This is a genomic window from Methylobacterium sp. J-072, assembly GCF_022829425.1.
Lineage (GTDB): Bacteria > Pseudomonadota > Alphaproteobacteria > Rhizobiales > Beijerinckiaceae > Methylobacterium.
Genome location: NZ_JAKSYK010000145.1, coordinates 1 through 20952 on the forward strand (window position 1 = coordinate 1; position 20952 = coordinate 20952).

General features: G+C 64.2%; 22 protein-coding genes and 3 pseudogenes. 14 read left to right on the forward strand and 11 right to left on the reverse strand.

Going from position 1 to position 20952, the window contains the following annotated elements:
• Positions 1-276: pseudogene (locus MKK67_RS16430) on the forward strand (porin family protein); the annotation flags it as partial.
• 233 nt (positions 277-509) lie between these two features.
• Here the strand turns inward: MKK67_RS16430 and MKK67_RS16435 are convergent.
• Positions 510-1151 (reverse strand): HD domain-containing protein, encoded by a 642-nt coding sequence (locus tag MKK67_RS16435; RefSeq protein WP_243966219.1) that lies wholly within the window; start codon positions 1149-1151, stop codon positions 510-512.
• A gap of 114 nt (positions 1152-1265) precedes the next feature.
• On the opposite strand from MKK67_RS16435, the gene MKK67_RS16440 reads away from it, so the two are divergent.
• The 3 genes from MKK67_RS16440 to MKK67_RS16450 all read left to right on the forward strand — a co-directional run bounded on the left by MKK67_RS16440 (position 1266) and on the right by MKK67_RS16450 (position 4418).
• On the forward strand, positions 1266-2228 hold the full coding sequence (locus tag MKK67_RS16440; protein WP_243966220.1) for a GlxA family transcriptional regulator: 963 nt from the start codon (positions 1266-1268) through the stop codon (positions 2226-2228).
• A gap of 804 nt (positions 2229-3032) precedes the next feature.
• Positions 3033-3767: a hypothetical protein gene (locus MKK67_RS16445; RefSeq protein WP_243966221.1), complete on the forward strand. Its 735-nt coding sequence runs from the start codon at positions 3033-3035 to the stop codon at positions 3765-3767.
• 288 nt (positions 3768-4055) lie between these two features.
• Entirely contained in the window at positions 4056-4418 is a 363-nt protein-coding gene (locus tag MKK67_RS16450) for a hypothetical protein (protein WP_243966223.1), read from the forward strand.
• 21 nt (positions 4419-4439) lie between these two features.
• On the opposite strand, the gene MKK67_RS16455 is transcribed toward MKK67_RS16450, so the two are convergent.
• Positions 4440-4652 carry a hypothetical protein gene (locus tag MKK67_RS16455; RefSeq protein ID WP_243966224.1) on the reverse strand — a complete coding sequence of 71 codons (213 nt, stop codon included), beginning with the start codon at positions 4650-4652 and terminating at the stop codon, positions 4440-4442.
• 104 nt (positions 4653-4756) lie between these two features.
• On the opposite strand from MKK67_RS16455, the gene MKK67_RS16460 reads away from it, so the two are divergent.
• Together MKK67_RS16460 and MKK67_RS16465 are read left to right on the forward strand one after the other, a co-directional pair.
• On the forward strand, positions 4757-5110 hold the full coding sequence (locus tag MKK67_RS16460) for a hypothetical protein (RefSeq protein ID WP_243966225.1): 354 nt from the start codon (positions 4757-4759) through the stop codon (positions 5108-5110).
• 198 nt (positions 5111-5308) lie between these two features.
• On the forward strand, positions 5309-5572 hold the full coding sequence (locus MKK67_RS16465) for a hypothetical protein (protein ID WP_243966226.1): 264 nt from the start codon (positions 5309-5311) through the stop codon (positions 5570-5572).
• A 685-nt stretch (positions 5573-6257) separates the two neighbouring features.
• Here MKK67_RS16465 and MKK67_RS16470 read toward each other — a convergent pair.
• Both MKK67_RS16470 and MKK67_RS16475 read right to left on the reverse strand, forming a co-directional pair.
• A complete protein-coding gene (locus MKK67_RS16470) occupies positions 6258-6578 on the reverse strand; it encodes a hypothetical protein (RefSeq protein WP_243966227.1) in 321 nt (106 codons plus the stop codon).
• A gap of 366 nt (positions 6579-6944) precedes the next feature.
• Positions 6945-8026 (reverse strand): annotated as a pseudogene (locus tag MKK67_RS16475) (IS630 family transposase).
• Between the two features lie 105 nt (positions 8027-8131).
• Between MKK67_RS16475 and MKK67_RS16480 the strand changes: the two are divergent.
• Positions 8132-8612 (forward strand): annotated as a pseudogene (locus MKK67_RS16480) (MucR family transcriptional regulator).
• Between the two features lie 174 nt (positions 8613-8786).
• Here MKK67_RS16480 and MKK67_RS16485 read toward each other — a convergent pair.
• Complete coding sequence (locus tag MKK67_RS16485) at positions 8787-9866, reverse strand: molybdopterin-dependent oxidoreductase (RefSeq protein ID WP_243966228.1); 1080 nt, start codon at positions 9864-9866, stop codon at positions 8787-8789.
• A gap of 889 nt (positions 9867-10755) precedes the next feature.
• On the reverse strand, positions 10756-11250 hold the full coding sequence (locus tag MKK67_RS16490; RefSeq protein ID WP_243966230.1) for a hypothetical protein: 495 nt from the start codon (positions 11248-11250) through the stop codon (positions 10756-10758).
• A 974-nt stretch (positions 11251-12224) separates the two neighbouring features.
• Here MKK67_RS16490 and MKK67_RS16495 point away from each other — a divergent pair.
• Positions 12225-12410 carry a hypothetical protein gene (locus tag MKK67_RS16495; RefSeq protein ID WP_243966232.1) on the forward strand — a complete coding sequence of 62 codons (186 nt, stop codon included), beginning with the start codon at positions 12225-12227 and terminating at the stop codon, positions 12408-12410.
• Positions 12411-12487: 77 nt separating this feature from the next.
• Here the strand turns inward: MKK67_RS16495 and MKK67_RS16500 are convergent, their stop codons facing one another.
• Positions 12488-12751, reverse strand: coding sequence for a hypothetical protein (locus MKK67_RS16500; protein ID WP_243966234.1), 264 nt, complete (start codon positions 12749-12751; stop codon positions 12488-12490).
• A 972-nt stretch (positions 12752-13723) separates the two neighbouring features.
• Here MKK67_RS16500 and MKK67_RS16505 point away from each other — a divergent pair.
• Complete coding sequence (locus MKK67_RS16505) at positions 13724-13888, forward strand: hypothetical protein (RefSeq protein WP_243966236.1); 165 nt, start codon at positions 13724-13726, stop codon at positions 13886-13888.
• A gap of 356 nt (positions 13889-14244) precedes the next feature.
• Here the strand turns inward: MKK67_RS16505 and MKK67_RS16510 are convergent, their stop codons facing one another.
• On the reverse strand, positions 14245-14496 hold the full coding sequence (locus MKK67_RS16510; protein WP_243966238.1) for a 3',5'-cyclic-nucleotide phosphodiesterase: 252 nt from the start codon (positions 14494-14496) through the stop codon (positions 14245-14247).
• Between the two features lie 128 nt (positions 14497-14624).
• Positions 14625-14864, reverse strand: coding sequence for a 3',5'-cyclic-nucleotide phosphodiesterase (locus tag MKK67_RS16515; protein WP_243966239.1), 240 nt, complete (start codon positions 14862-14864; stop codon positions 14625-14627).
• A gap of 84 nt (positions 14865-14948) precedes the next feature.
• On the opposite strand from MKK67_RS16515, the gene MKK67_RS16520 reads away from it, so the two are divergent.
• Positions 14949-15209 carry a hypothetical protein gene (locus tag MKK67_RS16520; RefSeq protein WP_243966241.1) on the forward strand — a complete coding sequence of 87 codons (261 nt, stop codon included), beginning with the start codon at positions 14949-14951 and terminating at the stop codon, positions 15207-15209.
• 57 nt (positions 15210-15266) lie between these two features.
• Here the strand turns inward: MKK67_RS16520 and MKK67_RS16525 are convergent, their stop codons facing one another.
• Together MKK67_RS16525 and MKK67_RS16530 are read right to left on the reverse strand one after the other, a co-directional pair.
• A complete protein-coding gene (locus MKK67_RS16525; protein WP_243966243.1) occupies positions 15267-15743 on the reverse strand; it encodes a DUF892 family protein in 477 nt (158 codons plus the stop codon).
• A 66-nt stretch (positions 15744-15809) separates the two neighbouring features.
• Positions 15810-16103, reverse strand: coding sequence for a hypothetical protein (locus MKK67_RS16530; RefSeq protein ID WP_243966245.1), 294 nt, complete (start codon positions 16101-16103; stop codon positions 15810-15812).
• A gap of 322 nt (positions 16104-16425) precedes the next feature.
• On the opposite strand from MKK67_RS16530, the gene MKK67_RS16535 reads away from it, so the two are divergent.
• The 4 genes from MKK67_RS16535 (at position 16426) to MKK67_RS16555 (ending at position 19651) form a co-directional block, all read left to right on the forward strand.
• Positions 16426-17850, forward strand: coding sequence for a hypothetical protein (locus tag MKK67_RS16535; protein WP_243966246.1), 1425 nt, complete (start codon positions 16426-16428; stop codon positions 17848-17850).
• 530 nt (positions 17851-18380) lie between these two features.
• Positions 18381-18608 carry a hypothetical protein gene (locus MKK67_RS16545; protein ID WP_243966247.1) on the forward strand — a complete coding sequence of 76 codons (228 nt, stop codon included), beginning with the start codon at positions 18381-18383 and terminating at the stop codon, positions 18606-18608.
• On the forward strand, positions 18608-19420 hold the full coding sequence (locus tag MKK67_RS16550; protein WP_243966248.1) for an FUSC family protein: 813 nt from the start codon (positions 18608-18610) through the stop codon (positions 19418-19420). Before MKK67_RS16545 ends, MKK67_RS16550 begins: the two co-directional genes overlap by 1 nt.
• A gap of 18 nt (positions 19421-19438) precedes the next feature.
• Positions 19439-19651, forward strand: a complete 213-nt coding sequence (locus MKK67_RS16555; RefSeq protein ID WP_243966249.1) for a hypothetical protein — start codon at positions 19439-19441, stop codon at positions 19649-19651.
• Positions 19652-20952: the final 1301 nt, after the last annotated feature.

Genomic DNA, 20952 nt, shown 5'->3' on the forward strand with positions numbered 1-20952 from the left:
GCCGGCAACGACAGCTTCCGCACCGGCTACGCCGTCGGCGGCGGCATCGAGTACGCCCTGCCCACCGACTCGTTCCTGAACTTCTTCCGCTCCTCGGCCGTCACGCTCAAGGTCGAAGGCCTGTACGTCAACCTCGACCGCGGAACCCGCAACCAGGGTGTCCTGCTCGTCAACGCCGCCAACCTCGCCCCGGCCTATTCCAGCGCGATCGGTCGCCGCGACGACGAGTTCGCCGTCGTCCGCGCCGGCCTGAACTACAAGTTCGGCTCGTACTAAGACCTCAAGAAGACGCTTCCGGCCTCCCGGCCGGGAGCGGTTTTCTGGATCGCGCGCGCAGGCCAGAACCCGCGCGCGCCATCCCAGCGTAATCCTCACAAACGAAATCCTCGCCTCGGCATCCCAGCCCGATCGGACTGGCCGCTCAGATCGAGAAAAAACCCCGGACGCCGATGGCGTCCGGGGTTTTGTCGTTTTGCGGACGAGGCCGGTCTGCCGGCCGGCTTGCGCCCTCATCCGCGCCAGGGCGACGTCCGGATCACGCGGCAAAAGTTTCCGGCGTGAAAATGCGGCTCCTTGTCGGCGATGACATCGGCCTTGACGTTGCCGAAGGTCGTGTCCGGCTTGTGCCGGATCCCCTCGTAGAACGCCTGGATGATGTCCTCCTTGAAATGCGGACTGCGCGGATGCGCCCGCACGACCGCCTCGCGCTCGGCGTCGCTGTAATGCGCATAGGTGAGCCCGAGCACGTCCATCTCGACTCCGGCGGTGACCAGGGCGATGACGGGATGCATGTGCTGCGGGATGCCCGGGGTGGTGTGCAGCGCGATCGCGGCCCAGACGGTGTCGATATCGGCCTGCGCGATGCCGTGGCCGCGCAGGAAATCCCGGGCCGCGTTGGCGCCGTCGACCTCGAAGCGCTCGCCCGCGCTGCTGTGCTGCGGGGTCAGCCCCATGTCGTGGAACATGGCGCCGACATAGAGCAGTTCCGGATCGTAGGGCAGGCCGCGCTGCTTCCCCGCCAGGGCGCCGAAGTAATAGACCCGGCTCGAATGGTGGAACAGCAGCGGCGATTCCGTATCCCGAACGCATTCGGTCACCGCCCGGGCGAGCGCGCTGTCGGGAATGGCGATGTCGCCGATCGGATGAGCCATGGGATTCTCTCCTTGCTGGCCCGGACATTCTAAGCCTCACCCCCGCGTCCGAAGTTGACGTAACACGTCTCGAACGGCCAAATCGCGCCTCCGACGGACGCCCTGGAGCGCGCAATGGAGCGGAGGCTGGTGATCGTTGCCGGGCCGGGCGTGCAGATGCTCGACGTCTCCGGCCCGCTGGACGTGTTCGCGGAGGCGAACGTGCAGGCCGGGCACGTCGTCTACCGGACCGAGATCGTGTCCACGGAGACCAGCCCGATCCGGACCTCGTCGGGGGCGCGGCTGCTCGCGGATCGGACCATCTTCGAGGCCGATGCCGGCGCCCTCGACACGCTGCTGGTGGCGGGATCTCCGGACGCGCCGCATCGGCGTCCGGCCGTCGCGCTGCTCGACTGGCTGCGGCGCACGGCGCCGTCGGCCCGGCGTTTCGGGTCGGTCTGCACGGGGGCCTTCGCCCTTGCGGAAGCCGGGCTGCTGAACGGTCGACGGATCACCACGCATTGGGCCGCCGCCGACGCCCTGGCCCGGCGCTATCCGGCGGTTCGGGTCGAGCCCGACGCGATCCAGGTCCGCGACGGGCCGGTCTGCACCGCCGCCGGGGTGACCGCCGGCCTCGACCTCGCGGTGGCCCTGGTCGAGGAGGATCTCGGCCGGGCAATGGCCCAGCGGGTCGCCGCGCAGCTCGTGATGTTCTTCAAGCGCCCCGGCGGCCAGATGCAGTTCAGCCGCAGCGGCGCGACCGAGCCCTCGGGCCGGGCCGTGCTCCAGGAGGTCCAGCGCTGGATCGCGGCCGCGCCCGCGGAGGACCACAGCGTCGCCCGGCTGGCGGACCGGGCCGGCCTCAGCCCCCGGCATTTCGCGCGCCTGTTCCGGAGCGAAGTCGGCATGACCCCGGCCGACTGGGTCGAGGCCGCCCGGGTCGCGGCGGCACGGCGATGCCTGGAGGCGGAGGGCCTCCCGCCCAAGCAGGTCGCCGCCCGGACGGGCTTCGCCAACGCCGACACCCTGCGCCGCGCCTTCGTGCGCCACGTCGGCATCACCCCGGCGGAATTTCGGCGGCGGAACGGTGGGGGATAACGGCGCCTATCCGCGGGCAATGAACGTCCCGCTGGCCGGGTGCGGGAGGCACCTTGGCACCCTCTCAAAGCCTGTTTGACCGGTTTTTCCGATTCTCGACCTCATCCTGAGGTGGCGTAGCGCAGCGGAGCCCTCGAAGGAGACCTCCAGTTGGCCAGGCGGTCCCTGGAGGGCTCCTTCGAGGCTGCTGCGCAGCACCTCAGGATGAGGGGACGATTGGGATACACCTCAGTCAGAACCGTCACGCGAATGCGATCACGCAGTCAAACTAGTTCTCAGACTCGCGAAGCCTGCTTCCAGGCCTGTGACCTAAGACTGTTGCGAGCGCGATGCGCACGCCAGAGTGTGTTTCACGGGAAACATCGGCGGCAGGCGGCGAAGGCCAACCTGCCGCCAGCTCAATAAGCCAAACATATGAGCTGGCGACCCCCGGTTGGGCTCGAACCAACGACCTGCCGCTTAGAAGGCACTGGAGAGATGTGTCGCAACATCTCGCATTCCGACAGGTTCATGGTTTGCACCCACACCGAAAGGATTGGCGACTTTCGTTTTGTTGGAATGGGCGACGCCCTCCGGCCAGCTGGGTCCAGACCTGCGAGATGCTGATCCCCATCCACGTGCAGCAATGCTCGACCGGCGTCGCAATCGACGATAAAATGACCGAGTTCGAGGTCGGGGACCCATCCTGGGACCGTTGATCTCAAAACCTTCGCCAAGGTGCGCGCCTTACACGATCGCACCACCAACCCGGGTGAGAAGACCTCGGCCGCCGCCCGGATGAAGACGCTCTCGAGCAAAACCGGGATGACGGTCGATCAGGCCATGTCCAAGTTGGATACCTCGCAGCCTACCCCGCTGCGCAGCATCTTCGACGAGTTATTCGACCAGCCGGAATTCCAGGCTGAGATGGCAGAGCGCGAGCGGGCGCGCATCATCAAGGCCGACGCCATCATTGCCCGCTACGGATCAGCGGATGCGGTATCTGCCGACACGCCGATGGAAGCGGCCTTGCGTGCAGTGTGTGAACCGCGCGTTGGGCTGGGCGAGACGTGGAACACGATCTATCGCTTCGACGACTGGAGTAGCCCCGACCCGCGCGCCGATATGCCTGCTCGCGTGCGAGAGGCCGTGACGCGCGCATGGCCGATGCCCGAAACCGTCGCAGCAGCCTGGGCCGAACTCCAATGCACGGATCGGTTGATCGGCGAGCGCTATACCCTCGATCGCTATTGCGACCCGCACCTGTTCTCGGAGGCCCGCCAACGCCGTGTTGAGGAGATCTTGGACACCGCGCCGGCGCTCTCGCTCAACGACCTCCGCGCCGGCGGCGCATGGCTGGATTTCTGGGCGAGCGGCGACGTGAGCCAGAGCGACGCTGAGCACCGGACGGTTGTGGCGACGCTGCGCGCCGACATCGAGCGGATGGGCCAGCGGCTCCGCGAGCAAGATGTGGGCGCCACCGAGGGCTCAGATCCGAGCCATACCGGCCCTGTCCAATCTGGACAGCAAGGGGAGCACAGTCTGCCGACCCTTCGCTAACTCCTTGTCGGGCAAGGGCCGAAAATTCAGCCAAAGGGTACGCACCAAGTGAGTACCCTTTGCGCAACTTGGATCCAGAGATCGGGTTCTCGCCAGAACAGGCGGAAACCCCTGTCCAATCTGGACACGCTGAACGGGGTAGAGTTTTGCGACCCCCACCGCGCCGGACCAACGCCGATAGCGACACGCCGTGCTCGCTCTACTCGGCCATGGTCTCACGGATCGCGAGATCGCCCGCCGGGCCGGCGTCTCGCCCACAACCGTAGGCACGATCAGGAAAGCGAGCGCATGACAGCGACCCCCATCGCGACCGCCGCCAACGCGCTCCTCCAGGTCATCGTGAAGGGCGATCTGGAGCGTCGCCACGCGCCGAACCCCAAGGCGGCCCATGCCAGCTCCACGTCTTGGCACGAGGCGACGATGATTCCCCACTACGGCGAACTGGACCTGCCCGGCCTCACCACGGACCCGATCGGCACCGCGTGCCGGGCCGAGCTGCGCCGGATCGGTAACGTCATCCATGCAGCCGGCGGCTCCGACGCATTGGTCGCGGCGATAAATTCGCTCGCCGAGATGGACATGGCCCACGCCGACTGGCGCGCGATCGTATTAAAAAGCGTCTGGGCCGGGATTGGAGCCCGCGTGTCGTGAACGCGCCTGCAAACCTGCGACCTATTCCTCGCCTGCTGCTGGCTCGGTCTCCTGCGAGCAGCGCTTGAGGCTGTGCCTCACGATCGTCTTGGTGCGGTCGGCTGCGTGCTGCTCATTGGGCAGGGGCCGCATCTGCGGCCATCCATTCTCGCCGAGCCGCTTCCGACCGGCACATTCACTGGCTTTACGTTCGTTCTCGGACAGATTTGCGCTGCCGCTTTGGTCGTAGGCCATGGGGCCCTCCTGACCCTGAATCAACGCCCAGATGAGTCGGGGGTTCTAGGTGGCAGCGACGCAGCCGATGCCGATCGTTCAATCACGATGCAGGAAGTGGCCACATGACGCCCAGCGAGCGCGCCGCCTTCAACGCCGGTATCGAGGCTGCCCGCCAGATGGCGCTCACCGCAGCCGTGACGTTGAAGGTGCGAGACGACGCCCGCCAGGTCCGCCTGCAGGCCGCTGCCGCAGCGCTTCATGGTCTAGCCGCCGGGCTCCACGCGGTATTCATCGCCCCGCCGGCCGGAACTGATCCCATGCACCGCGTCATGGCGACGATCGCGGCGGATCCAGCCGGCAGCGGCGCCGTCGAGTGTCCGGACTGTAAAGGTCGGCTGGCTTGGGCGCGAGACAGCAGCAACGGCCATCTGCACGCACAGTGCGAGACCCCAGGCTGTCTGAAGCTGATGCAGTGAGCCCTTATACGCCCTGCAAAAGCGCTCCCGCTGCCAAGATGGCAGCATCTGCCCTGCCCGGGAGGCCGCAGCAGTGTCCGTCCTCGCAAGCCTCACGCTCTCCAGCAGGATGAGCTGTGCCGAAGAAGCCGCGCCCCACCTGCTGACCGACGTCAAACGCGCTAATTCACCGAAATAATTGAACCAGTGGAGCCCAAATTGTCCTCATCCCTTGAGAACGTCCTGCTCGAAGAGCTGCGCGACCTGACCGTCCGGGTGGACATCCTGCAGAGGACGCTAGGGACCGCCATCTCACTGATGAGCGAGAAGCAGCGCGAGACCATCATCGAAGCGCTCGCCCAGGGCTTGAAGATGACCGGGAGCGAGGATCCGCGCGGCATCACTGGCCCGGCCGTGAAGGAGTTGATGGATTACGCGCTGTTGCCCTCCTACGCGGCGGAGGGGCGGTCGGAGGACGCTTAAGGGCGCGGGTGGAGATATAAACGGCGGGGCTCACACCCCGCCGCAGATCCATCAAATCGTCTTCGGAGACGGCTTAAGCCGCCCGCCGGTTGGCACTACAGGCCCAGCATCTGGCTCGCCGAGCCTATGAACGTCATCACGAGGCCACAGGCGAGCGCGCCTATCATCACGTAAGAGAAGCCCTTCAAGAGCATCGTGGGCAGTCCTTCCGATTGGTGGCCTGGATCGGCGGCAGGACCGTTGAACTCCATTTGACGATGGGTGGAGGCCGAACGGTCGCACGCTGGTCGAGCGCAAATGCTGCGCCGCGAGCCCCCAACTGAGCGGGTGCAGCAACGATCCCTCACGAAATCGCTACCAAGCTGGCTAAGATCATCCCGCGCCTCACGTCCGAGCATGCGGGCGCGGTGGTCAACTCGGTCTGCGCTATCAGTCGGACGCTGGTCAGCGCCGATTTCGACTGACATGCGCTCGCCGAGGTGATCGAGGCGGCGGGCGGCTTTCAGACCACGTCGTTCGATTAGTCATCCGGCGCGGCTTTGGGCCGATGCACCGGCAATCACGCGTCCCCGACGGAGATAGAGGGGCCGTGGGCAGGCCTCGGCCAGCGCATGAGGCTGCCAAGGTCTTGGGATCACATCTGCCTAGCAACAGCCGTCCATTGCCTTGCTCGGCACGATCACGCTTAGCGCCGGCTCGTCAAGCTGAAGACTGCGAACCCCGCCAGTACCGCCAGACCCAAGGCGAGGGAGCGGTTGCCCTGAACGAAGTCGGCCGCCTGCTCTCCAGCCTGCCGGAGATCGTTGCCCAGAGGCGAGCCCGTCAGAATGCGCTCCGCTCGCGCATGGTTCTCCTCACGGGTGTTGATGGACACTTCGAACGCGTCGCCACGCCGATCGATCTCGATGCTGTTGCGGGCAAATCCTGCGCGGGCCAGCCGCGTCCGCGCCGATCGAGCTGCTTTGAGGGAGGGGAACGTCACTGAGGCTAGGGTGGTGTCCGACATGGATTCCTTCGGGGTGCGGGCCGAAACTCGCCGAGGCGATCGGGTTTCTCACGGGGCTAACCCCTGCCATCGCCATTGGGGTCCGAGGCGACGCTAGCGGCGTCCAGCACCAGGCAGTGGTGGCCGCGCTTCAGACTTTAGCCGAGGATGCGCGAGATCTGATGTTACGCGACGCGATGCAGCCGCCCGAGTAGGGACAGCATCGCGCCCTTTGATTTCCCATTGATTGTTTTCAATGCCGAGGAGCACTGCCGAGCCGGATCCGTCAATGCCCCGTCAGGGAAAAGCGACGGCTCGCATGTTTAGGGGGTGGAAACCAACGTGGAAACCTCACGCATGTAGCGGGCTAATACCAATCCTCATTGATCAGAACCCATGAGCCCAGGCGCGCAGTCCAATGGACATGATGCGCCAGGGTCGGTTGATGAAGGTATTCCAGGCCTCGCAGCAGTGGTCGAGGATGTCGGCGTGGGATTTGAAGACGCGGTTGCCGAGCCAGTTGTCGCGCATGAACTGCCACAGGTCCTCATCCTGAGCTTGTCGAAGGATCGACCGGGTTAAGTTCGGGGGCGCGGGCCGGCAGGGGCAACAGGGTGATGTTGGCGGGCACTGCGAGTTTCTTGGTGGTGTGCCAGCCGGTCTGATCGAGCAGCAAGACGGCCTGCGCGCCGGGGGCGACGGCTTGTGCGATCTCTTCGAAGTGCAAGGCCATCGCCTCGGTGGTGCAGCGGGCCATGACGAGGCCGGCCCCTTTGCCGAGGGCGGGGCAGATCGCCCCGAAGATGTAGGCGGAGGCGGTGCGCTGGTCCTTGGGGGCCGAAGGGCGCGTGCCGCGTTTGGCCCAGCGCCGGGTGATCGTGTTCTTCTGGCCGACCCGGGCCTCATCGGCGAACCAGATCTCTATCGGCTTGCCGCCGACAGCCTGCGCGATCTCCGCCAGGTGGGCGGGGAAAGCTTTTTAAAAACCGGGATGGCGTCCGGGTCCTGGGCGTGGTGGCGCGCACGGGCGGAGAGCTTCCGATAGCCCATGCTCTGCAGGACCCGGCTCAGTGTCTGCTCGGACACCGAGACGCTGTGGTCCTCAAACAGGATCTGGGCGAGATCGACCAGTCGCCAGCGCACCACCCCGTGGGCAGCCGGCATCGGCCCCTGCTCGACCAGCGCGCGCAGCATCTCCTGCTGCTCGGCGTTCAGGCGCGGGCGAGCCCCGGGCGCTTTACCGCCGATCAGCCCGTCCGGACCGGACGCGTTGAACGCCACGACCCAGTCCCGCACCGTCTGAAGCCCGACCCCGCCGAGCGCGGCAGCGGCCGAGCGCGAGCCGCCCGCGTAGATCGCCGACAAAGCCAGCAGGCGCCGTGTCTGGGCGGGATCGCGTGCACACTTGGCCAAGGCGCGCGCAGGCCCTCAGCGTCAAAGTCCGACCGCAGTGGCACCGGAGCAGCCATGACATCCTCCTCGGGCTCCAAACCCGGAGATGGAATCACCCCTCAGCCGCCGATGCTACCCCGTGAGTCCCCCTCAATGAGGGTTGGTATAAGGCCGTTAATTTCATCGAGCTGACCGCCGACATTGTCTCGGCCTACGTGTCGAAAAATTCGGTTCGGCCCAGTGACATGCCGGATCTGCTTGCTAGAATTCACAGTGCGCTAACTGGGCTGAGCCAGAGCAGCGCTCCAGAAGCCCCGGCGGTCGACAAGCCCACCCCTGCGCAGATCCGGAAGTCGGTCACCCCCGACGCGCTGATCAGCTTCGACGACGGCAAGCCGTACAAGACCCTGAAGCGCCACCTTAACGGTAACGGCATACGGCATGATGATCGAGCAGTACCGGGAGCGATACGGTCTGCCGCGCGACTACCCGTCCACGGCTGCTAGCTACTTCGAACAGCGCTCCAAGCTCGCTATGGCTCTCGGCCTCGGCAATCAGCGCAAGAAGGCTGCTCCGAAGGCCCCTGAGCCTGCAGAGACTGTCACCGATAAGCCCAAGCGTGCTGGTCGGCCTCGGAAAGCCAAGGAAGCCGCTGAGGCCTGAGGCCAAGCGGGGATCCGCCGTTTCCTCCGGCGATCCCCATATTGCTACCTATCGCAGTGGTTGAGCCTTCACTGGCTCCCGCAAGCGAGCGCGCCGGTCGCCGTGTTCCCCCCGTTCACGTGTGGCCGGCGCGTCCTCACCGACTTCCCAAAAGACCGCTTTGGCGGGCAGCCTTCAGGCAACGCAGACTCGCACCCGGTGCCATGCCGTGCAGAGGTAGCCCTTGTAGTTCCACGTGTCGTCGGGATCCGCGGATTGCGTTTGACCAGCTTCGTCCCAAGCCCGCACCGCAAGCTCGTGCTCACCTGCAGGCAGGTTGAGGTCGATCGTCCAGAACGTCCAAGCGAACGGCGCATTCGCGTCATGCTCGAGCAGGGCTTGGGCCCAGGATCGCCCGCCATCGCCGGACACGTCGACGCGCACCACGGCGCGGTCACCCGAAATCGCGTAGCCGCGGATTCTGTTCGTTCCGGCCTTCAGCTCTGCGCCGCGCATCGGCTCGCAGATCACCGCGTTCAGCGGCATGGTGTTGATGGTGTGGCCCTTCGCCGGATCGGCCGTCTCCGCGGTCACATCAGGCGCGTACAGCCTATAGTCGTTCGCCTGGATCGGGTTGTCGGAGGGATGGTCCTGCACCGTGATGCGCTTCAGCCATTTTGGGCTTCGCACCCCGGCGTAGCCTGGCACCACAGCCCGCAGTGGGAAGCCGTGCTCCGGCAGTAGCGGCGCGCCATTCATAGCGAAGGCCAGCAGAGTTTCCTGTGCCAGCGCTTTCGCGAGTGGGATCGAGGCCCCGTAGGGATGCCCCTCGACCGTATCGTGGCTCTCGAACGCGGCATGCAAGTCAGCGCTCTCGTGGATCCCGGCCTCGCGCAACACATCGGCTAATCGCACCCCGGTCCAGTCGGCGGTGCCGATGGCGCCGCCGTCCCACGGATCGCCGGAAACCGGTGCGATCGCTCGCATGTCAGCACGGCGATTGCCCGCACACTGCATCGTCGCGGTGACGACGACGTGAGGAAAATTCGATCGCAAATCATGCAGCGATAGTTCCAGCACGGTCGTGACCGCACTGTTGACGGTGAGGCGGAATCCATCCTCGGCGATCGCCGGCAGATCCCCGTGGGAGCGCACGTAGAAATCGTCCGCCGGCGTGCGGTAGGCCGCGCGCAGCCGGACCAGCGGTGTCTCGGCGTTGTAGGGCGTCTCCCCGTGGACAATCAGGCGTGCTTTGCGCTCGACCAAATTCGACATGCAGGTTGTGCCCCTCGATACGAGGTGGGAACGCGCAGCAACACCAGATGGGAACGCCCGGGCTCACGGAGCATAGCGCTTCCAGAACGGAGGCGCGCACCATGACTCACGCTGACACCCCGATGCCGGGCGTGGATCCAGGCCCGTGATCGAGGATCCGTCCCGGCTCGACGAGATCGAGCCGCCGAAGCCTACCGTGCTCGAGGAAGAGGATCCCGAAGTGGAAGACACCGAGGTGCAGCCGACCTGATCCAGGCCGCCCATCCGCTGTCCGAAGGCTGATACAGAGAGGACCGGGATCATGATCGCCCCGAAGCGCCCCCGTGACCAATCCAGCCGAGACACCGCCGGGAGAGCGTGGTTATGAGGACCTGCCGGTTCGGGGGACGTCACAGGGCCCACGCTCGCTCGGAGTGTCAGAGCCCGGTGACATCGGGGTGCAGCGAAACGATGAGGTGAAGCCGACGGGCGAACACGGCGGCAAAGACGCACCCGTTGGAGGCGACACCGGGCTCGAGGCCTTCGACAAAGCGCGAGCGGAAACGCAGCAGCGAAAGTGACCGGTTGAGGTGCCAGATGTTCGGTGGCCAGGTTGCGATCACTGCTCACCGTGGAGCCGATCAGGTCGGCAGTACCGGACGCTTCCGCTCCGACCCACAACGCTCCGGATGAGGCTTTACGATGCAGACAACGCACGAGTCGGGCGTCGGTCGCCGATCGTTGAAGAGAATGATCTCGCCAACTGCCGCCTCTATCGCCTAGCCGGCTCGTCGAAGTAAGTCTATTCGTGTGCCTGGTTGCGCCTCCAGCAACGCGTGCAAGGCCGCGATGCTCTGATCCCTGGAATAGGTGCTGCTAGGTGCCGGACGTCGAGCAGACAAGCGGTCAGCTAATTGCTGTTGTGCCACGCCTTGATCTGCCGAAAAACGGCCTGCCCATTGCTAACGGTCACCTCAATCGTCTTGCCTTCCGTGGGGCAGCAATGACCGTCGCCGAGCCCCTGCGAGACAGCATAGATGATAGCCCGTTTGTCGTTGAAGTCCGCACCTTTGACGATCGACCAGCTCTGCGGCTTGCCGATCTCTAACGCCGTGTCGTCTTTCACGCCGTAGACCTGAGCGTTGTAGCCCCAGTTGTTGCCACCGTTGCAACCTTCCACACTGTAGACGAGGACCAACGCACCATCGAACCGCGCCGATGACGCGCTACCACCCGCCGCGATCCTCCCAGCGTAGGACAGCCCTATGTTACACTCACTGTTGTCCTGTTCGATCTTTTTCAGGACCCGCTGCATCATCGTCGCATCTGATGGCTTCGGATCGGCCAGCACACTGGAGCAGCCGACAAGCGAAGCAAAGGCGATCACATAAATGCGTATGCTCATGGGCAAGCCGTTCGTAATTGCTATGAGATTCAAATCGACTTAGCGTCCATTCATCACCGATGGCGGGTTACCATCGGTCAGAAAGGCTGCCTCGAATAAACCGCCGGGAGTATCAGCGCGACACTCGACGACGCCCTGCTTCTGGTACGGATTCGTGAACCTGCAAGTTCCCACCGCGCGCGAACGATCGATTTTTCCATTCGACCCGACAAGCACACCATCTATTAGCTGCACCGCGCTATTTGGGTCTGGGTTAATTTGCTGACTTCCCATTCCAGTGAAAGTCAATGTGGCCCCGCGATCTGTCACAAAATAGAACCCGACTCGCCCGGTCTTATAGATTGTGTTTAATAGCTTGCCGGTGCACTGCTGGGAAAAGTCCGCACCCGCTATGATAAGCCGACGGCATGTGCCGTTAGCGACGGCCATTGTCGGCATCACGCAACCGCCCCCCCGGCCCCTCGCCGTTCTCCTCGATGAAGATGACTCCGGCGGCTTCGGATGCGGGCTCAGGAAATCGCCTCGCCTACGGCCGTCCTATTCTGCAGCTTGGCACGCATCCCCCTCACGCTGGACGAACTCACGAGCGGCGAGCAAGAGGCTCTGTCGATTTTCAGGATCTCGGATCGCCTGCCAGAGGCGGAGCAGTTCGGCCGCGTCAGCACCATCAGACTTGAAAGCTGAGTCCCCAAAGAAGGCCCCAACCGGCACTTCGAGCGCCTGGGCGACTCGTTGCAGCTGCGGCCCACCATTTCCCGCGTAGGCCGCTGGCCGAGGGTCGTTCGGCATTCCCATGCTCTCCATCAGCCACGCAACCGAACAGGAATATTACACGCTTGAATTGCGGGCCAGATAATGGCCTGCAACCGTGCTATGCAATAATTCAACCGCATGGCACCCCCGTAAAACTACCGGTTGTACAAACGTCGTTGGCCGACAATAGGCAGGTAATAGATTTACTGACGACGGAACCGATGACCGAGGATACGGGCCCCGAGGCGATGCTGGACGCCTGTATCGCTGCCTATGAGGCAGTGAAGAGGCACGGCACAAGCGAGATGCAGTTGGCTGCTCGCGTCCTCCTGCAACTGGTCGGCGAGCAGATTGCACGTGAGATCACACCTCCGACCGCCGACGCCAGCGACGAGAACGTCGCCTAGCGGCTTGTGCCAATCACAAGCGGCCAGCCTTCAGCGTCGCTTCCGCGAGGCGGGGGGATGGGATCTGAGCGAAGGATTTAGTCCTCATCGTCGGGGCGACGATTGCGACGGCGATGGACACGTCGCTCATCCTCGTAGCCCTCTGCCGCTCTCGGTGGAACGCCGACAGCCTCACCGTCCTCAATCCCTTCAATCACATTGCGCCGCCCGTCCCGTCCTTCGGTGCCACCGGGTTCCGTGACAGACGGTTCACCGCCGGGCGCGATGAAGGACTGTGCTAGCGCCAAGGTCGTGCCGTTCAAGAGAACGGCGAAGGAAGCGACGAGGGTAAGCTTCGCCATGGAGCGATCCTTCGTTCGATCACGGCCGATGGGGCAACGCTGATTAGAATAAAATGGAGGGCCGTGATTCAACGGGTCGAGCCACCGCTAGTTCAAGTCGCTCTCCGCTTGCAGGTGCCTTGTGAGCAACTTCAGTTCGCCCCCTCGGGATCCTCTCGGTGCCGCACGTAACCCTGGCCGGTCAGCCAGCTCGTGACGGAGAGTTCGGTCAAACTGCCGCCACCTCGAACCGGTGATCCTGAAGTAAGATCGCTCGTTTGCAGCCAGGGCACACAAAACGATATTGGTTCTCCCAAGCCGACGCGGGCTCACAGAGGAGTGTAGCGCAGGCCGGGCATTCGCCTACCCAGGCGCCGATCCGCTTGGGTCGCGGCTTGCTCCTATCGTGCATAAGCGGCAAGCCGATCGCTGCCGCTACAATCGCTACGATCCAGTACTGATACACAAGGCCCGCTGCAGCTACGAGCAGTAATGTCCCGCCGGCAACAAGGCGACCGAGAAACAGGAACGTGCGTCCGCTTATCCGGACTCTACGGACCCGCTTAGTCGCTGGATCAACTGCTACGTCATCGCGATGAACGGCTGGCGTGCTTCGCGCCACACTTCTCACCCAAGCATACTCTTGGTGTTTGCGGCGGCGGCAATCACTTCAGGTAGCCATTCGTCTTCAGATGCTCGGTGAGGAACTTCACGGGACGCTTCCAGTCATATCGCTGTGTCGGATTAAGCTGCGCTGCGCTCACTCTGCCCACGATGGCTGTACGGATCAACGCTCATCGGGTGTGCGTGGCCGGGCGAGCCGTGATGATATGGCCGCCCGGCAAGCACGCGCGCAGATCGCGTGCAGGTCACGCGGGGTAGTGTTCATCGCCCTCTGGGGTCGTACCCTGGGCCTGGAATGGGTCAAGGACTGCCACCGGATGACGCTCTGGTTCATGCGTCGCGTCGATACAGGGTTCGAGGGATAGCGGCATGGTGTTGTGGGCCTGGTTCAACTCCCTGTCGCTGCTCGACCAACTCGTGATCGGGGCATGCGTCGCCGCGATTCTGTCTGGCATCTACAAGGCCGGCTACACGCATGGGTTTGCGGCCGGTGAAGCCGCTACCAGGACCCGATGGAAGATCCCATGGCCCTGATTTCAACTTCAACGAGACTCGGTTCGGTATAACCCCATCGGCACGATCACGATTGGGGCCGCGCTGATGTGTTCCTTGTGCTGGTAGGGTGCGAGCTGCTGACCGAGGTGATGGTGGGCGAGTCGGGGAAGCCATAATCGCCTGCCTTCGCCCAGCTCAGCCCCACCGCCCGATCTGATCACAGGCTGGCGGGGGAGGTCGACAATCTCACCGGCGTACCGGCAGGATGTCACGGTCCGGTTAGCCGACGAGCTATGATGAGGGCCGGCGGTGGTCCCGGATTGGGAAGGGTCAGGCGATCTTGAGGTTGGCAGCACTCTCCTTACCGCTGCGCCGGCTCAAGCACGGTGACGATGCTACTTGCCGCCACCACCCTTGTAGGCCGTGATCGCACGCCGGCAGTTCTCCGAAATCTTGTCCATGTTCTTCTTGAAACACGCGTCCATCTCTGGGCTGTCTGGATCATCGCCGCTGCAGAACGTGACCGCATCGCCGGAGCAGTAGGTCTTCAGATCTTTGTTGCCACGCTTTGAGGCCGACGCGTCAGGGGCCCCGAGAACGGGAGCCGCGACGGCGATGAGGCCGAGGGCCAGGATAATGCTTCGCATATTGGATGCCCGGTCGGAGGAGTTTGTCGATGCGCTAACGGCTCGGCTCGGTAATCTATCCCGTCCGCTTACGGAGCCGAGGCTCGCCCCCTCCGCGGCATTCGGGCTGTGACCGAACGGTCGAGTGGCTACTTACCGCCGCCCTTCTCGTAGGCATCGATGGCGCGACGGCAATTTGGGGACATCCGGCTCATGTTCTTCTTGAAGCAGGCGTCCATTTGCGGGCTGTTCGGATCGATGCCGGCGCAGAACGCGAGGGCGTCACCCGCACAGTTGGTCTGTAGGTCCGCGTTGCCGCGGTTAGGCGCCTGCGCCGAGGCGGGGGCGGCGAGAGCGATGAGGCTGACGGAGAGGATGAAGCTGCGCATCTCTGCTATGTAGCCGCGATGGGACCGCTGACGAGGCCGGTTCGGTGCGACCCGCGCCACCCTTCGTCACACCGGAGGACGACCATGAGCCCTTCCGAACCCAATCGCCTGATCTACGCCAGTCCGAATGGCGACCAGTGGCACCTGCTGTTCGACCCCACGACGGGGCACAGCTTCGTTCGGCACACCGGCAATATCGCCTCGGGTGGCCATGTGACGGATTTCAGTCTCGCTACCTTTCTCGCTTCCGGCCGCACCGGCCCTGAGCATCAGGCGCTCTGGCGACTGATAGGCACCCTTGTTGGTGACGACGGCCCCAGGCAGCCACTCATCGACATCGCATAGTCAGGGCGAGACCGCCGCCCGAGGTGATTACGGGCGGACGGGGACCCCCTTACTGAGCTACGCGGACTTGCGCTCGAGATAGGCATGTACGAGGTTCGGCAGGTTGCTGCCAAGCCAATCGCCCATCTCCTGTTCTTCCTTCATCGACTGTTCGAGCGTCGACTTGTCGTCGCCCGCGCCGGCAGCATCAGCCAGAACCAGCAGCACCTTGTAGGAGCTGATCTCGTAGGCCTTAAAGCCGATCGCTGCGAGGACGTTCTTCAGCACCTCGTCGTCCGCACCGACATGGATGAAACCCGCTACCGTGGCGACGGCGCCGGTGACAGCCTGCTTGATCACCGACTTGCTAGAACCGTGCTTGGCCAGGAGATCGTCGAGCCTGGCGGCCTGGGTGACCGACCGCTCGTGATCGGTCTTCATCTTCGCGTATAGATCCGGGTATGGCTCCATCCGGGGCATCTCATTCTGGATGGTCCCGACGGCCTGCATCTCGACGGCGTGCTGATTGCGCAGCCCTTCGAGATAGACGTCCATCGCCTGCTTCACTTTGCTCATAGCTTGATCCTTCGCGGGATGATCCGACGCGGTCAGTGTGCAGGTTCAGCAGTTGTCGGCGCCGGGCTTCACCGGTTGACCCTCGGGCGCCTTCTTCGAGCCATCGTCCTTCATGCTGGCGGCACCAACGTTATTCAGAGCGCCTACCGTGCCCGGGGACTCGCCCTTCGCGCCGGGGGTCACCTTGGCGGTCGTACCGCCATCGACGTTCGAGCTGGTGTCCTTGGATGAGCCGGCCATGTTCGTCGTCGTGCCGACGTTGCACGGTGCAGCGAAGGCGCCAGGGGCAAATAGAGAGACGGTCGCGATGACGACGCCAATATTCAGGATTTTGGACACGTGTTCTCCAGGCTCTCAGGTCTGAGGGAAGGGATCCCACAGGCCGATGTTCCTGGTGAACCGGTGTGACAACTGCTCGCGTTGGAGAGGGGTGATCACTTCGGATCCTTGGAACGGAACTTGGGCCCACCGGCATTCTCGCGGATGAGCACCGGGTGGAGTGCGGCTAGGGAAAGGGCGCAGAAGGCGGCATACAAGTGTCGCCGATGACCCTGCCGCCCACTCTGTTGTTGGCTTTCAGGGGCCGTTATGTCGCGGTCGACCGGCGAGCGCTCCACGATCTATCCATGTCGAGGAGCCGAACCGCGGCGAAGGGAAGATCGTGAAATCGAAGCTGTTCGCTCAATCGCTTACTGCCATCACAATCGCAGCGTCGGTCCTGTCGGCGTCAGCGCAGGGCGGCTGGAAAGGGCCGGAGGCCCAGGCCCTCTTCGTCAATGAAGCGAACCCGAAGGGCTACAACTACGCTCCGAGCGTCATCACCGAGAACGGGCAGACCGATATCTGGTGGTGCGGACAGGGCAAGACCGACGTCATCTTCCACCGCTCGTACAATCCAGAGACGGGGTTCTCACCGGCGCAGATTGTCTTTCAACCCACGCCGGGATCTTGGAACCGTCAGTACGTCTGCGATCCGAGCGTGATCAAAGGCAGCTTCACCAACCCGGCGGATGGCCAGCGATACAGCTATGCCATGTACTATTCGGGAGCAGACAATCAGCCTGGCAACAACAACCAGACAGGGCTGGCTTTCTCCAACGACAAAGTAAGCTGGGTCAATTATCCCACGCCCGTCATCTCACCGCTCAACCCAGCTGTCGCTCAAGGCAATTACGGCACCGGGCAACCGGCGACCTTCAATGCCGATGGCCGATCCAGCCTATACGTCTTCACCACGGATCTGACCGGGCCGCAGGGCGTCAGCGGCTTCGGCGACCTCTACGTCCGTCGCACGGCCGATGGCGTGCATTTTGAGCCGCCGGTGCGGATACCGAACGTGGCCACGGACGGCACGACCATCAACCCGAACTCGGATTTCGGCTACGACGCGTCCTCGGGCAACGTCTACGTCATCACCGGCCTGCCGGGTCGCAGCTGTCAGCAGGTAGCCTGCAAGGATCCAGCCCGCAATCCGGACCGCGAGACCTACCAGATGGGTCTCTTCAAGATGCCGATGAAAGCCCTCCTGAGTGGAAGCCCTGCCAAGTGGTCACCCGTCGGCTATCTGAACTCCGACGTCACAGGTTTCTACCTGAACCACAGCCCCGGCTTCCAGCGCGACCCCTTCGGCAACATCACGCCATTCCTGCCGAACGTCACGATCTTCTTCTCGGGCGGCGACCCGTATCCCGGCACATGGCGGATCGCTAGGGCGACCGAGACAAGCACGTCCGACCGGGTACCTCTGAAACGGTCGCTCGGACCCAGCGGGCACTGGGTCACCACGGGTTACGTCGCACCCGGCTACGCTTTCGAGGCCCATGTCGGCTCACTGTTCCTCCTGCCGAAGCCCGGCACCTCCAAGCTCATGAGCTGTGTTGCCGGGGCCGATCATTTCCTCAGCCGCGACGTGAATTGCGAGGGCCATACACCTCTGGGGCAGACCGGCTATATCTACGACGCTCGCCAGCCAGGTAGCCACGCGATCTTCCGCTGTAACGCTGGCGGCCACGACCATTTCGTGTCCGCCGATGCCGGATGTGAAGGGCAATCGACTGAGGGCGCCCTTGGATACGCTCTTGACTAAGGCTATCAGGCGCAACAGACTTCCTCGAAACCCACTCGCAATGCGCCGAGTGGACATGCGACGGCCCCTAGCCAAGCCAAGATTACCTTGAGCACGGCGGCACCTAGCCGTCGTGGTTCATGATTGAGCCTTCCGCTCCCGGAACCGGATCCCGGCCCCACCGCCGTTCTCGGGAATGAACTCCAGGCCGGCAGCCTCAAATGCGCGTCGCATAGCTGCGATTGTCGGGCCGTGAGCAGAGAGTGCGCCGGGCGTCGCCTCAAGCCGCTTGATCGTCGGTAGCGACACGCCAGAGGCTTCGGTCAGGTCCTTTTGCTCTCATCGCAGTAGTGCGCGCCCCGCACGTACGTTGAAGCCGAACATCAGAACGCCCGCAGGGCGCAAAGCGCCGCGTGACAACCGAACGTCGGAGAGCGTGCTCAGGAACCAGGTCTGCATCGCGGCAGGTTTCTGTCCCGGCACCCACGTGAACCGCTTGCGTGATTTGTCCGCATCCACCGACCCGCCCTCCAGGGCCAAAGGTTGGCCCAGTGAGTCTCTACAGACGGGCGACGAAAATCCCCGAGAACCACACCGGCGGTCAGGTCACATGGCTGCGTGGCAACGATCAGGACCGCGAAGCCGAGGCCCCCGAGACCGTCCTCCCAAAGGTGGTGGCTGAGGTGCGGCCCGACGCGACGATCTTGCCCTGGCGCAGCCGCGGGAACATCATTGCGGCGGCCGGGACGTTTCTCGTTGACCTGTTGGAGCGGGCTTAATGCCACCGTGGCTAGAGCGCGTCGATCCCGGCACACATCGGCGCATCAAAGGGCTGCGGCTAGTCACGGCCTATGCGATCGCGGCCCTGCTCGGCGCGGTGCTGGAGCCGCATCAGGCCGGGAATGGCGGCACGCTGAGTTCCCTCGCGGGTGGTTTCGCACTTTGGGCCAGCGTCTCGGAAGGTCAGGCAACCCGTAGCGCGTCCAGCCGTGACCTCCTGATCCTGTGCGCTGCTGCCGTGGCGGGGGCGCTCAGCATGGTCGGCCTGGCTGCGATCCTCGGCCCGCGGACTTGGCCAGGACCCGAGGCGATCCTGATCACGGGCGCCTTCCTGGTCGGATACCTCAAACGGTACGGGACGCTCGGGGCCGGCGTAGGGTCACAGGTCTACATCGGGCAGCTGCTGGCCTACGGCGCATCCCTACGCCTCGCCGACAGCGGGACGGCAGTGCTCGCCGGCGTCGTCGCGTCGGTCGCCGCTATCGTACCGCGGGTACTCAGCGGCCCTGCTGAGCGGCCGGTATCGCCGCCTGTCGGTGGGCCACTCGAACTCGGTGGCCCTGCTCAGCAAGCCCGCGAGCTACGCATGGGGCTGCAGGCGGCGCTCGCAGCGATGGTCATCGTCCTGCTGAGCGACGCGTTCCACCTTGAGCAGTCAGCATGGGCCATCACGGCGTGCACATACGTCATCGCGGCATCGACCGCCGGCACGCTCGACCGGGTCCGACGCCGGATCCTGGGCACGCTCGTCGGTGTCCCGCTTGGACTGATGCTCCTGCCGGTTGCCCCCTACGCACCACTCGTTCTCTAGCTAGCGGCGGCGCTCGCGATGGTCATCTACGCCATGGCGCTTCCCGAACGCTATGACGTCGCCTGCGGGGCTTACGCGTTCACGCTGATGGTGACGTTGGCGGCCACCGGAGAGCGCTCGACGCTGCTTCTCGCCGCGCGAGCGTGGGAGACCTTGATCGGTGGTGCAATCGGTCTCGCGACCGCGCTGATCGTCCTACCCCTGCGTCCGCGGCGGAACGTCAGATCCTGAAAGCGTCATCAAACCCGATCCCTCCCGGCGTTCAAAAAGTTCAGTCTCTCGCCACTCGAGACACCATCGCTACCGTGATCAGCCAGCCCACGCCGATAAAGATGGCTGCCGAGATCGGCCGGGTCGTCAGATCAGGCATCATCAACAACGGCCTGGGCCAGAGTCCGGTTCTGCGGGGGGCAGCGGGCGACCTCGACCGAACGACACGTTCTCGAATCTGCACGGGTGGTCGCGCGAGCCGAGCTATGCAGTGCCGGTCTGCGGCTGTTCGGCAGCGCGGACAGGCACGATGCAGGGGAAGTTCGTCGACGATCGCCCAACGCTTCCCGCCAAAACATCTGAAAATTCCGAATTTTCAGCGCGAACGAGCGCGATTTGTAAATGACTGACTGTCGAAAATTCTAAATCCTCCCAGTCTTGAACTGTTTCTGGCCCAGCCCAGTTCTTAGAAGATGACACGCCGTGGCCCGATTGCAGTGGGGGACCTGCAGCCCATCGGTGCGGCCCGGCCTCTCACGGTCGCTCGGCGCGGTGATCCCCTGTCATCCTGGGTCACGATCTCGCTGTCCTGCTTTTCTACCCTCACGCTGCTGGCCACAGGCGCATCATGGCTTGCTTCTGGCAGGGGTTGGATCTCGCCCATATCGACGGGCAGCACGCCATCTGTCGTGCCCGTCGAAGCGCCACCTCCTGTCGTCTTTCCGTCCTGGGTAGAGGTCCCGCACCTGACCGGGCCGCTATCGACCCGAGACGATCCGGATGCCTCACCACCTGCGGATGGACCGCGCTCCTTCCTGGATCCGGACCCGGCGGACACGACGGAGCAGCCGGGATTCCTGCCGCCCCGCGTCAACCCGCGCCTTCCGCTGATCGGCCGCGCGCCCCTCGACGCGGCGCATCTCGCGCACGAACAGTCGCCCGTTTGGAATGAGCACACCGAACGCCGGGATGGCGGGACATCGGTTCCGCCGCCCGTGGTAGCGACGGTCGAACCGGATTTGTCGCAACAGTCGCAGATTCGAGCCGGGACGGGGCCGACCCTTGCGCCTCTCCTCCCACCCCGATCGGCGCAGATGCATACCCCCACCGAGATCCCGCGTCGTCCCGCCCCGACGATCAGATCCCCGACCACGCACGGAAGCGTGGAGACGCTCACCCCAGATCTATCGCGGCAGGTGGTGGATCGAACGCGCCCGATCACGCCGCCCCACGCCGCAGCTGGTGTGATCGCGCCGATCCTAACCCCCGGACCGACGCGACACACGCGGTCGCTCAGGCGGCCAAGGTCGGCGACGGGAGTC